Consider the following 15411-nt stretch of genomic DNA (forward strand, 5'->3'; position numbering starts at 1 on the left):
TGGAAAAAGCAGCCCTGTTGCAAGGGCTGCTTTTTAGTTTGCCGGGAATGGGCTTTAAACCTTATACAGCAAATCGTAATATTCCTGCGCCATGCGGTTGCTGTCGAACTGGAAGCGAACATCGCGCATACCGTTTTTGATAATTTGTTTCCAGGTATCCGGGTTGTCGTAGTATAAGGGCAATACCTGTTTTTCGAGAATGTCGTACAACTGGTTCAGATCGTAATCATCCTGCTCATGCACGGTCATATGGGCATAATCAGCCTTTGGCACAACAAAGCCATTGTGACCATGATCCATAAATTCGGGTATCCAGCCATCGTCGGTGCTCAGGTTTACGGCACCGTTCATGGCGGCCGTCATACCGCTGGTGCCGGATGCTTCGCGGGGTACGCGCGGGTTGTTGAGCCATATATCTGTTGCCTGTTTCAGGCGTTTGCTCAATGTTAACTCATACCCGATAAGTACGGCAACATTCTTATAATTTTTGCTGAGGTGCACCAGGTTATTGAAAGTGGAAATAGCCGGGTAATCCGAAGGGTAGGGCTTGCCTGCCCAGATAATCTGCACCGGGTGTTTGGTGTTGGACAGCAGCTTTTCAAAACGCTCCTTGTCCTGCGTTAAAAAATCGGCACGTTTGTACCCTGCAAAACGGCGTGCCCATACAATGGTGAGTACATTGGGATCGAAGAGTTTGCCTGTTTGATCGGCCACTATTTCAAAAGCTCTTTTTTTAAGATGGCGTTTGCGGTCGTCGAATGCCCAGTCATTGTTTTCCTCCATGGCGCGGTACAACTGTTTATCGCTCCAATAGCGCCAGTTCTGCGCATTGGTGATGGATAGAATAGGGCAGATGTTATCATACTTGTGCCACATTTCGCGCGATACATGGCCGTGCAGCTGCGATACACCGTTGGCAATGCGCGCAAAACGCAGGGCTGCCAGCGAGTGGTTAAACATATCATCGGGCATGCCGGTAACGCGGCGCACTTCGTCAATGTTCAGCCCGCAGAAATAGGTCATTTTATGCAACAGGTAAATATCGTGGCGTTCGTTGCCTGCTTCTTCCGGTGTGTGCGTGGTAAACACCATGCTTTTGCGCACCATATCAATATTGCGGAATTTGTTGAGCAGGTAAAAGGCGGCAGATACGCCGTGTGCTTCGTTCAGGTGATACACGTCCGGCGAATAATTCAGCTCGTCTACCAGCCTGGCGCCGCCAACGCCGAGCAAGATAAACTGGGCCACTTTGGTGGCAACATTCGCATCGTACAGGCGATGGGTAATGGTTTGTGATACGTAGTCATTCTCCGGCAAATCGGTGCTCAGTAAAAACAGGGGAGCACTGTTAAACGTTTCGGGGTTCAGGTAATAGGCCTTCACCCAAACCGGTGCATCATGAATCAGTATCTGGAATTTAATGCCGGTGTCTTCCAGGAAGCCGGGTGTTTTTTCCATCCAGGTTACCTGCAGGGTCTGATCCTGGTTGCGTGCCTGGTCGTAATAGCCGTTCTTCCATAAAATACCTATGCCAATCAGGTTCTGTTTCAGTTCGTAGGCACTGCGTAGGTGCGAGCCGGCTAAAAATCCAAGTCCGCCGCTGTAAATCTTCAGTGGCTGGTGAATGGCAAATTCCATGGAGAAGTACGCCACTTTCTTGCTGTATCGTTCGTCGGCCTGATAGGGTACCTGGTAGTTTCTGAAGTTCGTCATATAGCTTATTCAATTTCTGGTAACTGTTGCAATATAGCAGTTAATACGGTAATGTACTTTTTACACATTAATTCTCCCGCCCGGTAATCTCCCTGCACAATAGCCCAAGATAAAATGAAACCGGTAACGGTATCCATTTATTTCAGCAGCATCCCGGCTTCACGCCAAAGTCATACCAAAAAAAGGATTTAGCTGAAGGTTTGTTCAAAAACAACCTGGCAGGCAGGGGAGATGGCTGCAATTGACGGCGCTATTTGCTTTTCATAAGAAAAATTTGTGTATTCGGGCAGGGCGATTACATTTGTGTAAACGTTTGCATAGATTGCACGCCAAAACAACCATATCTGATATTGCCCGGGCGCTCAAAATTACCCCGGCCACCGTATCGCGGGCGCTCAATAATCACCCTGCCATCAGTGGTGAAACCAAACGGCTGGTACAGCAAACTGCCGAAAAACTACACTATAGCCGTAACAAAATAGCTTCTTCCCTGCGTTTGGGAAAAACCTTTGTGGTAGGCATCATTATACCCAGTGCCAATATCAATTTCTTCGGATCGGTTGTGCATGGCATTGAAAGCCTGGCTAACCAGCACAATTACAGCGTACTGATTTACCAAAGCAATGAAGCTGTTGAATTTGAACAGAAAGGCATTGAAGCATTCATTGGTGCACGGGTGGATGGCATTTTAGCCTCCATTGCCAAAAGCACCACCGATTTATCGCATTACGAAGCCATTGCACGGCGTAACATACCCCTGGTATTTTTTGACCGCGCGCTCGACAATATGACCGTTCCCTCAGTCATGATAGATGACTACAAGGGCGGTTACCTGGCTACTGAACACCTCATTAAACAAGGATATACGCGTATAGCGCATATCATGGGCCAGCAGCACCTCACCATTTTCAGGGACAGGCTTAATGGTTACCTGGCTGCGCTGAAGCATTACGGCTTGCCGGCAGATGAATCGCTGCTGTTCCAGGGTAATGTTTCCATTGAATCGGGCAGGGAGGCCATTACCCATTTTCTGCAGTTGCCACAGCCGCCCGACGCGGTATTTGCGGTAGAGGATTTCACTGCACTGGGTGTTATCAAAGAGCTGAAACGTCGGAAAGTAAAAGTGCCCGGCGAAATAGGTGTTATCGGGTTTGCAAACGAAGGTTTTGGAGAGCATATTACGCCCAGCCTGTCATCGATTGACCAGCAAACGGTGCAGATGGGGGAAGAAGCGTTTAAATTATTGTACGAGCTGATGTCTAAACCGGAATCAAAAACGGTGAAGTCAAAAGTGATTCTTGAGCCGGTGCCGGTTTTCCGTGCATCATCGCAAAAAGATTACCCGGTTGAGTAAATAATGTAAACGTTTGCACTAACAATATAAAATCAATTACGTATTCAACCTATATGAGTATATCAGCAACAGCAGCAAAGGCTGCGATACCTGCCCCGTTACATGCTTTTGTGAAAGAGGGTTCATTAATTGTGCGTTCACCGGGCCGTATTAACCTGATCGGTGAGCACACGGATTATAATGATGGTTTTGTAATGCCTGCTGCGATTGATAAAGCGGCATACATGGTGATTACACCCCGCAACGACAACAATATTGAACTGCATGCGATTGACCTCAACGATACCTATTCCACTTCCATCGCCGATTTGCACAAGGCAGAAGGTGCAGAATGGCCGGCTTACATTTTAGGTGTGGTAAGCGAGGTGCAGAAAAAAGGATATACTGCAAAGGGCTTTAATCTCGCCTTTACTTCAGACATACCCATTGGTGCAGGTTTGTCGAGCTCTGCTGCGCTGGAATGCGCGGTGATTTTTGGTTTAAACCAGTTGTGGAACCTGCAGATGCAGCCCTTCCCGATGGTGAAACTGGCGCAGGCTGCTGAAAACAATTTTGTAGGCATGCAGTGCGGCATTATGGACCAGTTTGCCAGCATGTTTGGTAAAAAAGGACAGGTGATGCAGCTGGATTGCCGCTCCCTTGAGTTTACCTATTTCCCTTTTCACGCACCGGGCCTTAAAATAGTGTTGCTCGATACACAGGTGAAACATTCGCTCGCTTCATCTGAATACAATACCCGCAGAAAAGAATGCGAAACAGGCGTGGAAATCATACGTGCCAAATACCCTGCAGTAAAAAGTCTGCGCGATGCAGACATGAGCATGATCAACGAACTGCTGAGCGGCCGTACCGATAAAGTATACGATCGCTGCAAATACGTGGTGGAAGAAAAACTGCGCGTGGAAGCTGCTTCTGCTGCCTTGCAGAACGATGACCTGGCACAGGTAGGCAAACTGATGTACCAGACGCACGATGGTTTGAGCAGGGAATATGAAGTAAGCTGTGAAGAGCTCGACTTTTTGGTAGAGCAGGCGCGAAAGGAGCCCGCAATACTGGGCGCGAGAATGATGGGTGGCGGTTTTGGCGGTTGTGTAATTACCTTAATGCAGGAAGATAAAATTGATGAAGTAACAGCCCGTATCAGCAAGGCCTACAAACAGGCGCTGAACATGGATCTGAAAGTTTACATAACCCAAATAGAAAATGGCTCTTCTGTTTTATAACGGCAGCGCCCATGAATTATGAGAACCGCATTTAATTTAAACGATCACCCGCACAAACGCTACAACCCTTTAACCGCAGAGTGGGTACTGGTTTCACCGCACCGAACCAAACGCCCCTGGCAGGGTAAAACCGAGGCGCCCGCATTGCTGGAACGCCCTTCTTATGATGCCAGTTGTTATTTATGCCCGGGCAACACCCGCGCAGATGGTTCAACCAACCCGCAGTACACCGGGCCGTATGCTTTTACCAACGATTATTCAGCCCTGCTGAATGATACGCCGCCAGGCTCGTACAACGAAAATAACCTGCTGGTGGCCGAAAGCCAGGGGGGTATTTGCCGCGTGCTCTGTTTTTCCCCGCGTCATGATCTTACCTTGCCTGAACTGAGCCTGGAAGAAATTGAAAAGGTAGTTGCATTGTGGATCAGCGAATTCAATACGCTGGCTGCAAAAAAAGACATCCGCTACATCCAGATCTTTGAGAACAAGGGCGAAATTATGGGGTGCAGTAATCCGCATCCGCATGGACAGATATGGAGCCTGAACGATATTCCTGCAGAGCCTGCAAAGGAAACCCTGCAACAGGAAAAATATTTCGGCTCTCACGGCCGCAGCCTGCTGGCTGATTATGTGCAGCTGGAACTGGCAAAAGCAGAGCGCATTGTATGCAGCAACAAGCACTTTGTTGCGCTGGTGCCTTTCTGGGCGGTATGGCCTTTTGAAACCATGATTGTAAGCAAACGTCATGTGCAGCACATGAATGCGTTTAATGAAGAAGAACAGAAGGCGCTGGCCGATATTCTGAAACGACTTACCACGCGCTACGATAACCTGTTTAAAACATCGTTCCCCTATTCGGCAGGTATACACCAGGCGCCTGTGAACGACGGTCCGCACCCGGGCTGGCACTGGCACATGCATTTTTACCCGCCGTTGCTGCGTTCTGCAACAGTGAAGAAATTTATGGTAGGGTACGAGATGCTGGCAAGTCCGCAACGCGATATAACACCCGAATGGGCTGCTGCACAGCTGCGTAACCAGGCAGAAGTGCATTTTAAAACGGTATAGGAACCAGGCCAATTAAACCAAATGCTATATGAAAAATGTACTTGTTATTCTGATGATTGCTACCCCGAAATGAAGGTTTTGCGTGTAATGCCCGCCAACACAGGGCTGCACGCCTCGCGTTCATTGCATATCTTTCCTTATATTCCGCTTTAAAACCACACGAAAAAAACTTGCATGAAAACATTGGATACAAAGGATTACATCGTATTCCTGATCTACTTTCTCATTGTTGCCCTTTACGGATTCTGGGTGTACAGGCGTAAAAAAACTGCGCAAACCAATACCAAAGACTACTTCCTTGCAGAAGGTTCCCTTACCTGGTGGGCGATTGGTGCATCACTCATCGCTTCCAATATTTCAGCCGAACAGTTTATCGGTATGAGCGGCAATGGTTTTAAAATCGGCCTGGCCATTTCTACCTACGAATGGATGGCTTCGATTACGCTGATTATCGTTGCAATTTTTTTCATCCCTGTGTATCTCAAAAACAAGATATACACCATGCCGCAGTTCCTGAGCCAGCGTTACAACGACACGGTGGCCATGGTAATGGCGGTGTTCTGGCTGCTGCTGTATGTAATTGTAAACCTTACTTCTATTCTTTACCTGGGTGCCCTGGCCATCAGCAGCATCTCCGGTATCAATCTTACCCTGTGTATGTACGGGTTAGCCATCTTCGCCATTTTTATCACGCTCGGTGGTATGAAGGTGATTGGTTATACCGACGTAATACAGGTGTTCTTCCTCATTATGGGTGGTTTAATTACCACGTACCTCGCGCTGTCACTGGTGGCCGATCACTTCGGTACGCCCGGTGTATTTAACGGTCTTAAAATAATGAACAGGGAGGTGAATGACCACTTTCATATGATCCTGCAACGCGATAATCCCAACTACCCGAGCCTGCCCGGTTTAACCGTGCTTATCGGCGGTATGTGGATCGTGAACCTGAACTACTGGGGTTGTAACCAGTACATCACGCAACGCGCGCTGGGTGCCGATTTGAAAACAGCACGCGGTGGTATTCTTTTCGCCGCCTTCCTGAAACTGCTGATGCCGGTGATTGTGGTATTGCCAGGTATCGCTGCATACGTGCTGCACAAGCAGGGTTTTTTCCAGACAGAAATGCTGCAGAACAACGAACTGAATCCCGACCGTGCCTATCCTGTGCTGCTTAACCTGCTGCCCCCGGGCCTGAAAGGTGTGGCATTTGCCGCGCTTACGGCTGCCGTAGTAGCTTCGCTGGCAGGTAAGGCCAACAGTATTTCTACCATTTTTACGCTTGATATTTACCGCAAAAAGCTGAACCCGCAGGCAGGTGAACGCCACCTGGTAGGCGTGGGCCGCCTTACCGTGGTTGTGGCCATGCTGGTTGCCGTACTGATTGCCCCTTATCTCGGCATCGACAAAAAAGGCGGTTTTGAATTTATCCAGGAATACACCGGCTTTGTATCGCCCGGTATTTTCGCGATGTTTATCCTGGGCTTTTTCTGGAAAAAGACCACTTCCAATGCGGCACTGTTTGCCACAGTGGGCGGCTTTATCCTGTCGGTGGTGTTTAAAGTGCTGCCTAAATTCGCTGATCTGGCGTTTCTGCACAGCACCGGCTTTTCAACACTGGTGCAGCAGAAAGACGGTTCTATGCTGTACGAAATTCCATTCCTTGACCGTATGGGTTTTGTGTTTGCGATCTGTATTATCTGCATGTACTTTATCAGTAAAAGGGATAATGCCAGGGCCATTCAGCCAAATGGCCTGGAGGTAGATACTTCCATGTTTAAACCCAATACGGGTTTTGCAGTAGGTGCGCTGATTATCTGCGGTATCATCGCTGCATTGTATACTATATTTTATTAATATATAAAATTGTCAAAACAAAAAGCCGTTCCTTCCCGGGAATGGCTTTTGTTGTTTATGTTTGCAAAATATTAGCATGTAATGCCCAGTTTTGCTACCAACGTACGCCATGCCCTTGATGGCATTAAAGTATTTCTGGCTACTGAAAAAAACGGGAAAATTCAAACCGTGATTGCCCTGCTGGTTGTAGCGGCAGGTTGCTGGTTTCATATTTCAGCAGCAGAGTGGTGCCTGGTATTGTTTTGCATGGGTTTGGTAATTTCTATGGAAATGGTCAATACCGCCATCGAAAAATTGTGCAATCATGTTACTCCAATTCAACATCCATCCATAAAAACCATCAAAGACATCAGTGCCGGTGCGGTGCTGTTTGCTGCGATTATTGCCGCTATTACAGGAAGCATCATATTTTACAAATATGTAATTGCTTTATTCTGGCCAAGTTAAATAAGCATTAAAATACCGGTTCAAATAGCCTGTGCGGTTAAAATTGGCTCATAACCGATTAAATAAGCATTGAGCAATGTTGCAGGTTAGCTGATTCTGCTAATTTTGACCGGTTTCCCTTTAACATTCAAGGGCGAACCCCCCAATAAACTAACATATATGAATGAAGTCCCTGCAAAAAATATTCTGATCGTAGAGGATGATGATATTATGCTGAAAGTTGTGGAACGTATTCTGAAACGGGAAGGCTACGGCGTTGAAATTGCCCGCGATGGTAAGGAAGCGCTGCAGAAAGTGCAGGATAATAAGTATGCACTGATTATTACCGACCTGATGATGCCTTATGCCAATGGCTTTGAAATTATCAGCAAGGTAAACGGTAACGCAGAGAAACGCACCCCCGTTATTATTCTTTCTTCATTGGGAAACGAGGATTCGATTATGGAAGGATTTAAAATGGGCGCAGATGATTTTCTGCGTAAACCGGTAATGGTGGGCGAACTGGTTATTCGTGTAAAACGCCTGATTGACCAGAACAAATAGCGGTTAACCTTGACAACCTATTGTTGTCTTTTTTGTATAAATGTGATCAGGTTTTAACCCGGCAAGATTAAAATGTACTAGCGATATGGTATTGGCAGATTATTTCTTTGCACCCTTTTTCAGGAGGTATTTTTATTATTTTGACAGCTACCCGATAGTGATACAGATTGCCATTCTGTTAACTACCATCGCCGTGCTGGCAACATTCAGTGCCTATGCAGTGATACTGTACAGGCGCTATGCCGGCAACAGGCATGAGAAAAAACTCGCCCGTATTAATCCCGACCTTGATAACTACATTACCGAAAATATTATTCTCAATGAACAGCTGGCAACCGGCGAACCGGTTAACCAGATTGTACTGCCCATGGGCATCTTTGAAAAGTCTTTATACCGCCGCAGGTGGGTGCAGCAGGCCACCATTGACCGCATTATACACTACCGCAAAAACTTCGGCGGTGAAATAGGCGGGCTGCTCAAAAAATTATACATCGACCTGGAGCTGGACAAGGTCTCTTTCAAGCGACTGAAATCGGTGAAATGGGACAAGAAAGTAAAGGCCCTGAAAGAGCTTACTGCAATGGATATGTCTATCGCCGACGTAAACATTCTGCCGCTTACCAACAGCAAAAACCGCGAACTGCGTTCAGAAGCAAGACACGCATACATCAAGCTCAGTAAAAACGAACCCTTCAAGTTTTTTGATATTGTAACCGAACCATTGCTGATGTGGGATCAGCTGGAATTGTTTAAAATTATCACCACCACCAAAGATATTTCCATCCCCAACTTTGCGCGATGGGTTACTTATTCCAGCAACAAAAGCGTGGTAGCTTTCTGTTTAAAACTTATTGTACACTACAACCAGCAGCAAGCCATACCGGCCATTGAAAAACTGCTGGACAGCAAAGACCATTACCTGCGTGAAAATGCGATCAACGCATTGGGTAAATTAAAAGCAGAAGACACAGAAAACAAGCTGGTAAGCATTTACAGCAACCAGCCGCTTACCTGCCAGCTCGAAATACTGAAGGCGCTGGGTCGTATGGGCACCGGCAATCACCTCGAGTTTCTGCGCCATGAGTTTCTGCGTTCTGCTGATTTTGATGTGCGTAAAAACGCAGCCAAATCAATCATTAACCATAAGGCAGACAGCGCTTCTTTACTGAAAGAATTGCTGGATACCGCTACAGCCGAGAATGCCCTGATTTTAAAACATTGCATGAATCCTTTAATCAAATACTGATGCAGGAAACATTTCTGGAAAGGGTGCAGGATTTTTACGAGAAGCTGGTTTTTACCTATGGAACCACCTTGCTGATAACCTATGCCTTTCTGGCTGCACTTTCGCTTGCCGCCATCATTCATTTTTTACGGCGCAATAAAAACATCGACTATACCAGTATGCTCGATTCGCCCATTGTGCCGGGCATTTCGGTAGTAGCACCCGCATTCAACGAAGGCGTAACCATTATTGCCAATGTGCGTTCGCTGCTAACATTGAATTACCCGCTGTTTGAAATTGTGATTATCAACGATGGCAGTACCGATGATACGCTGGAAAAAATGATCCGTGAATTTGAACTGGTGCCTGTTGACTTTGCCTACAATATTAAACTGGTGTCACAACCGGTGCGTAAGTTCTATAAATCTACCAACGAAGCTTATGCCAAGCTGCTGGTGATTGACAAGGTGAATGGTAAAAGCAAGGCCGACGCGGTAAATGCCGGTATCAACGCCTGCGCTTTTGACTATTTTCTTTGTACCGATGTGGATTGCATTCTCGAAAGCACTACGCTGTTAAAGCTCATTAAACCGGTAATGGATGAAGAGAAACATCGCGTAATTGCCACAGGCGCCACCCTGCGCATGGCCAACTCGTGTGATATTGACCAGGGTGTAATTACACGTGTTCGTCCGCCCAAACAATGGTTGCCGCGTTTCCAGGAAATGGAATACCTGCGTGCCTATGTGCTGGGTAAAATGGGCTGGAGCTGGATTAACTGCGTGCCTAACGTATCGGGCGGACTGGGTTTGTTTGACAAGGAGATAGCCATTAAAGCAGGTGGGTACGATCACCAGTCGTTTGGTGAAGACATGGAGCTGATGACGCGCATGTGCCGCTATTGTTATACCAACGATATCAAATACGCCATCCGTTATATTCCCATTACCTTATGCTGGACAGAAGGCCCGTCTACCATAAAAATCTTCATGCGCCAGCGCACACGCTGGAGCAGGGGCCTGGCGCAGCTGATGTTTGCGCACATCAAAATGTTATTTAATCCACGTTATGGCCGTATGGGCATGGTGGTATTTCCCTATAATTTTTTCTTTGAACTGCTGGCGCCCATCGTAGAGTTTTTTGGTGTGGTGTATTACATTACCCTTATCTGCATGAACATGATCAACTGGCAGTTTGCCATACTGCTGCTGGTGTTTGTGTATGCTTATTCGGTAATGATTACCACACTGGCCATACTGTGGGATCAGATCACTTTCCGCTATTACAAAAGCTGGCGCGAAGTAGCCAGTTTGTGCCTCATGCCGTTTTTTGAAATGTTTATTTACCATCCCATGATCATGATTTTTGCGCTGAGAGGATATTACTACTTCATCACCGGCAAAAAACATGGATGGGGCAGCATGACACGCAAAGGCTTTGGCGGCAACAATGCAGGGGCAGCAGTGGCGGCAGCGAAACCGTAAAGAAGGAGCGGTTGCCTGTGCAATAAAAAACAAGAACAAAATAACCCCGGCCTGGCTGCGGGTATGTACAATATGGAACAGACTACAACAATCTGGGAAAAAATAGCCTGGTTCTTCGAAACCTTTGTATTCCTGTACGGCACATCCATGCTGTTGATGTATGCCTTGCTGGCTATGCTTTCCTTCATCTCCATCCGCCTTTACCAGAAAAAGGCGGCATATGCAGATTATACCAAATTGCTCGATTCGCCGCTGGTGCCGGGCATCTCCATTATTGCACCTGCTTACAATGAAAGCGTAACCATCATCACCAATGTGCGTTCGCTGCTTACACTGAACTATCCCAAATTCGAGGTAATCATCATCAACGATGGCAGTAAAGATGATACGCTGGAGAAAATGATTGCTGAGTTCAGCATGGTGCAGGTAGATTTTGCGTACAATGAAAAAATAGTGACACAGCCCGTAAAGCGCGTGTTTAAATCAACCAATCCCGCGTACGACAAACTGCTGGTAATTGATAAGGTAAACGGTAAAAGCAAGGCCGATGCCTCCAATGCAGGTATCAATGCCGCCGCCTTTCCCTACTTCTTGTGTACAGATGTGGATTGTATCATTGAAAAAGATACCCTGCTGCGCATGATCAAGCCTTTCATGGATGAGGAAGGAAAAAAAATCAGGGAAGTAGGAGAGCCCTGCCCTGAATGCGGTTACCGTCATATTCAGGAAGACAGCCGCAGGGTAATTGCATCTGGCGCTACGTTGCGCATGGTAAACAGCTGTGAGGTAGATGAGGGTGTCATTACCCGTGTACGCCCGCCCAAACAACTCATCCCGCGTTTCCAGGAAATGGAATATATACGCGCGTATGTGCTGGGTAAAATGGGTTGGAGCTACATCAACAGCGTACCCAACGTATCAGGCGGTTTGGGTTTGTTTGATAAGGAAGTGGCGGTAAAGGCAGGTGGGTACGACCACAAATCGTTTGGTGAAGACATGGACCTGGTAACACGCATGTGTACCTACATGCGCGATAACAAAATGAAATACGCCATCCGCTACATACCTACCACGCAGTGCTGGACAGAAGGTCCGCCAAACCTCAAGATCTTCGGCCGCCAGCGCACACGCTGGGGACGTGGTTTGATACAGATCATGAGCATTCACAAGAAAATTATATTCAACCCGCGTTATGGAAGACTGGGCATGATTGTATTCCCTTACAACCTGTTCTTCGAATTCCTGGCGCCGGTTATTGAATTTCTCGGTATCCTGTACTACATCTACATCATCGCCACAAACCAGATAAACTGGCCCTTTGCGAAAATATTGCTGCTGTTTGTATATACCTATTCGGTAATGATCACCACCCTTGCTATTTTATGGGATCAGATCACGTACCGGTATTACAAAACCTGGCGCGAGGTACTGGGCATTTGCCTCATGGCCTTCCTGGAGCCGATTATTTATCACCCGCTGATTGTATTCTTCGCACTGAAAGGGTATTTCAACTTTGTTACCAACCGTAAACATGCATGGGGTAACATGCAACGGCAGGGATTTGGTCAGAAACAAACGCAAACAGCCTGATTTACATGAACCGCATGAATAAAGCTGCTAGAAAATTGAATATGTGTAAACAAGTATGGGCAATACTTTGCCTGTTATTGTGCGTTGGTGCTGCAAACGCGCAGATAAGAAAGCCGCGCATTAACACCGATGAATTGCTGAAACAGGCAGATGCTGCATACAAGGCAGGCGAATACAAAAAAGGCATCAGCATTTGCCGGCAGGCATTGGAGAAAATGCCCAATGACAATGATTTCCAGTTTGCGCTGGGCCGCCTGTATTACGCGGTGCGCAGCTACGACAGTGCGCGCATGCTGTTTAAAACCGTGCTTGTAGAAAATCCCAATTACCGCGAAGTATATGTATACCTCATTAACATTGAAGTAAACTCAAAACGCTACGAAGAGGCTTTGTGTTATGCAGATGATGCACTGTACCAGTTCCCGACCGACCAGGAGCTGGCACTAAAAAAAATGAGTATCCTCCATATGCTGGGCTACAGCCAGTATGCCGATAAATGGACAGATAAGCTGCTCAGCGATTTTCCGCGTGATACCGTGGTGCTGCGCAAATACATTGATACCAAGGTTGAACTGGGACAACAATACCTGAAACAGGGCAACTACCTGCGCGCACGTTACGAGTTTGAAAAGGTACTGGAGCAGGATCCCTCTAACAAAGAGGTGCTCGATGCCATTTACAATATTGAAATACGCACCGGCAACTACGAACAGGGGCTGGCGTATATTAACGGGGCACTTGAAAAGCAACCCAATTCCTACGAATACCTGCTGCGCAAGGAAGGGATGCTTGAAGAAATGAAACGCTATCCCGAAGCGATTGACGTGCTGCAGAAAATGATTAAGTTATTCCCCGGCGACAGCAAGCTGCAGCGCATCAATATCGACCTGCACATGGCTGCAGGCAGGTATTACCTCAATACTGATCCCTACACACAGTTCCAGGCTGTGCTGGAAAAAGCACCGTCTGACAGGGAAGCACTCAACTATGTGATCAATATCGCCTCTTCCCGCAACAACAATGAAGAAGCATTGCAATGGGTGAACAAGGCCCTGAAATATTACAGCAGCGACCGAGGTTTCCTGCTCAAAAAACTCAGCCTGCTGCAAAGCCTGCAACGCTACACCCAGGCTGCTGACCTGGCTGAAAAAATGTGGCGCCAAAACCCGAACACTGCAGGTAACCTGCAGCAGTTTGTTGATCTGCGCATTATGAGCGGCCGTGCCTTTATGAACGACCAGCAGGATGACAGCGCTTTGATGGAATTTAAAAAAGTACTGAATGTGAACCCGCAGAATGTGGCTGCGCTTAATTATTCCATCAATATATTAACCAACCGCAAGAACTACGATTCAGCCAACGCAGTTGTAGACAGGGCATTACAATATTATCCCGATAATGAAGCCTTCCTGCTGCGCAAATCAGCCATATTGCAGGATGACGGCCGTTTTACAGAAGCCGCTGAAGTATCGGGCAGGTTAATGCAGTTGTACCCGCAGAACAAACGTTACCAGATTACTTATGTTGATCAGCTCGTGAGTAATGGCCGCACGATGATGCAGGCAGATGATTACGATGCAGCGCGTGAAACGTTCAGGAAAGTGCTGGCTGTTGATCCGCGCAACATGGATGCACTCAACAATATGGCCAACCTCGAAAGCGGAAGCCTGCGTTACGATTCGGCTTTATACTATGTTGATGAAGCATTGAAAATCACACCCGGTTCAAAAGACCAGCTGCTGAAAAAAGCATCCATACTCAATTCCATGAAACGCTACCAGGAAGCTTATGCAATTACTGGTATGCTGAAAGACAGGTACCCGTACAACAACAAGATACGCGACAGTTATATTGAAAACGTACTGGCTGCAGGCAGGGCCTACAATGTAGCCAACCAGCCAGACAGCGCGCTGGCTGAGTTTGGGAAAGTGCTGGCCATTGCACCCAAAGATTCCAATGCCCTTGCTTACAGCATTAACATACTCAACGAAAAGCAACAGTACGATTCTGCACTGGTGCTGATTAACCGTGGCATGCAGTATTACCCCAACAGCGAATACTTTGTATTGAAACGGGCAGTCGTGCTGGAAAACAAAAAAGACTACACAGCCGCTGCACTGGCAGCCGATTCTGCAGCACACATGAACCCCGCAAAAAATGGTGATTATGCTGCTTACCTTAAAAGCAAACAATATAAAAACCAGATTGGACTGTTTTTCCTGAACTCTACCTTTGATTCAGGCGGATTCAGAACGCATGCCAATATTGCTACGGTGCAATATGCACGCTTTATTAAACGCGGTTCCATTGCAGGCCGGCTCAATTTCGCAGGCCGCGGCAATGGTACCGGTTTACAGCTGGAAGTTGAAAGTGAATACGCACACAACAAAGACTGGCGTTCGTTCGTGAACCTCGGTGTTGCCAATAAAGTGGTGTTTCCTGCATACAAAGCAGCGTACTCTATCTTCCGCACATTTAAACATGGATGGGAGGGAGAACTGGGTGGCCGTTACCTGAATTTCGATACCGTGAGCACAGCCTCTGTAGTAGGTTCGGTAGGGAAATATTATGGTGATTTCTGGGTAAACCTGCGTGGCTATTTAATCTTCCAGCAGGGTTCGCAGTACCAGTCTGTTGTACTGAGCGCACGCCAGTACTTTGATAAAGACGAATTTATTTTCGCCAGCCTGGGTACCGGTAACTCACCTGATGATTTCAGCCGCAACTTTCAGCTGGCAAAGAACCTGGGTTCAAAAACCTACAGCATTGGTGCGGGTTACCAGAAAACATTCCGTTACAGAAACACGTTATCGCTTAGTGGCAACTGGTACAATCAGAAGCTTACTACACAATATCGTAACCAGTACGATGTGTACCTGTCTTTTTTACGGAAATTCTAAAACAACC

General features: G+C 47.0%; 11 protein-coding genes. 10 read left to right on the forward strand and 1 reads right to left on the reverse strand.

The features are described 5' to 3' along the window. Positions 1-54: 54 nt before the first annotated feature. Positions 55-1713, reverse strand: a complete 1659-nt coding sequence (gene glgP, locus DXN05_RS08680; RefSeq protein ID WP_116846827.1) for an alpha-glucan family phosphorylase — start codon at positions 1711-1713, stop codon at positions 55-57. Between the two features lie 322 nt (positions 1714-2035). Between glgP and DXN05_RS08685 the strand changes: the two genes are divergently transcribed. The 10 genes from DXN05_RS08685 to DXN05_RS08730 all read left to right on the forward strand — a co-directional run bounded on the left by DXN05_RS08685 (position 2036) and on the right by DXN05_RS08730 (position 15404). Then, entirely contained in the window at positions 2036-3067 is a 1032-nt protein-coding gene (locus DXN05_RS08685; RefSeq protein WP_116846828.1) for a LacI family DNA-binding transcriptional regulator, read from the forward strand. Positions 3068-3120: 53 nt separating this feature from the next. Next, positions 3121-4290 carry a galactokinase gene (galK, locus tag DXN05_RS08690; RefSeq protein ID WP_116846829.1) on the forward strand — a complete coding sequence of 390 codons (1170 nt, stop codon included), beginning with the start codon at positions 3121-3123 and terminating at the stop codon, positions 4288-4290. Positions 4291-4308: 18 nt separating this feature from the next. Beyond that, a complete protein-coding gene (locus DXN05_RS08695) occupies positions 4309-5358 on the forward strand; it encodes a UDP-glucose--hexose-1-phosphate uridylyltransferase (protein ID WP_116846830.1) in 1050 nt (349 codons plus the stop codon). A 174-nt stretch (positions 5359-5532) separates the two neighbouring features. Beyond that, the gene (locus DXN05_RS08700) at positions 5533-7215 is read left to right on the forward strand and encodes a sodium/sugar symporter (RefSeq protein WP_116846831.1); all 1683 of its coding nucleotides are present in this window, start codon (positions 5533-5535) and stop codon (positions 7213-7215) included. Between the two features lie 81 nt (positions 7216-7296). Then, a complete protein-coding gene (locus tag DXN05_RS08705) occupies positions 7297-7662 on the forward strand; it encodes a diacylglycerol kinase family protein (RefSeq protein ID WP_116846832.1) in 366 nt (121 codons plus the stop codon). 159 nt (positions 7663-7821) lie between these two features. After that, positions 7822-8205 (forward strand): response regulator transcription factor, encoded by a 384-nt coding sequence (locus DXN05_RS08710; RefSeq protein WP_116846833.1) that lies wholly within the window; start codon positions 7822-7824, stop codon positions 8203-8205. 85 nt (positions 8206-8290) lie between these two features. Beyond that, a complete protein-coding gene (locus tag DXN05_RS08715) occupies positions 8291-9451 on the forward strand; it encodes a HEAT repeat domain-containing protein (protein WP_116846834.1) in 1161 nt (386 codons plus the stop codon). Then, complete coding sequence (locus tag DXN05_RS08720) at positions 9451-10914, forward strand: glycosyltransferase family 2 protein (protein WP_116846835.1); 1464 nt, start codon at positions 9451-9453, stop codon at positions 10912-10914. The genes DXN05_RS08715 and DXN05_RS08720 overlap by 1 nt, the downstream gene beginning before the upstream one ends. A 72-nt stretch (positions 10915-10986) precedes the next feature. Next, positions 10987-12504, forward strand: a complete 1518-nt coding sequence (locus tag DXN05_RS08725; protein ID WP_116847147.1) for a glycosyltransferase family 2 protein — start codon at positions 10987-10989, stop codon at positions 12502-12504. 41 nt (positions 12505-12545) lie between these two features. Continuing rightward, positions 12546-15404 (forward strand): tetratricopeptide repeat protein, encoded by a 2859-nt coding sequence (locus tag DXN05_RS08730; protein ID WP_158559175.1) that lies wholly within the window; start codon positions 12546-12548, stop codon positions 15402-15404. The last annotated feature ends 7 nt before the right edge of the window (positions 15405-15411 follow it).

Origin of the sequence: Deminuibacter soli, from assembly GCF_003412455.1 — a bacterium.
GTDB lineage: Bacteria > Bacteroidota > Bacteroidia > Chitinophagales > Chitinophagaceae > Deminuibacter > Deminuibacter soli.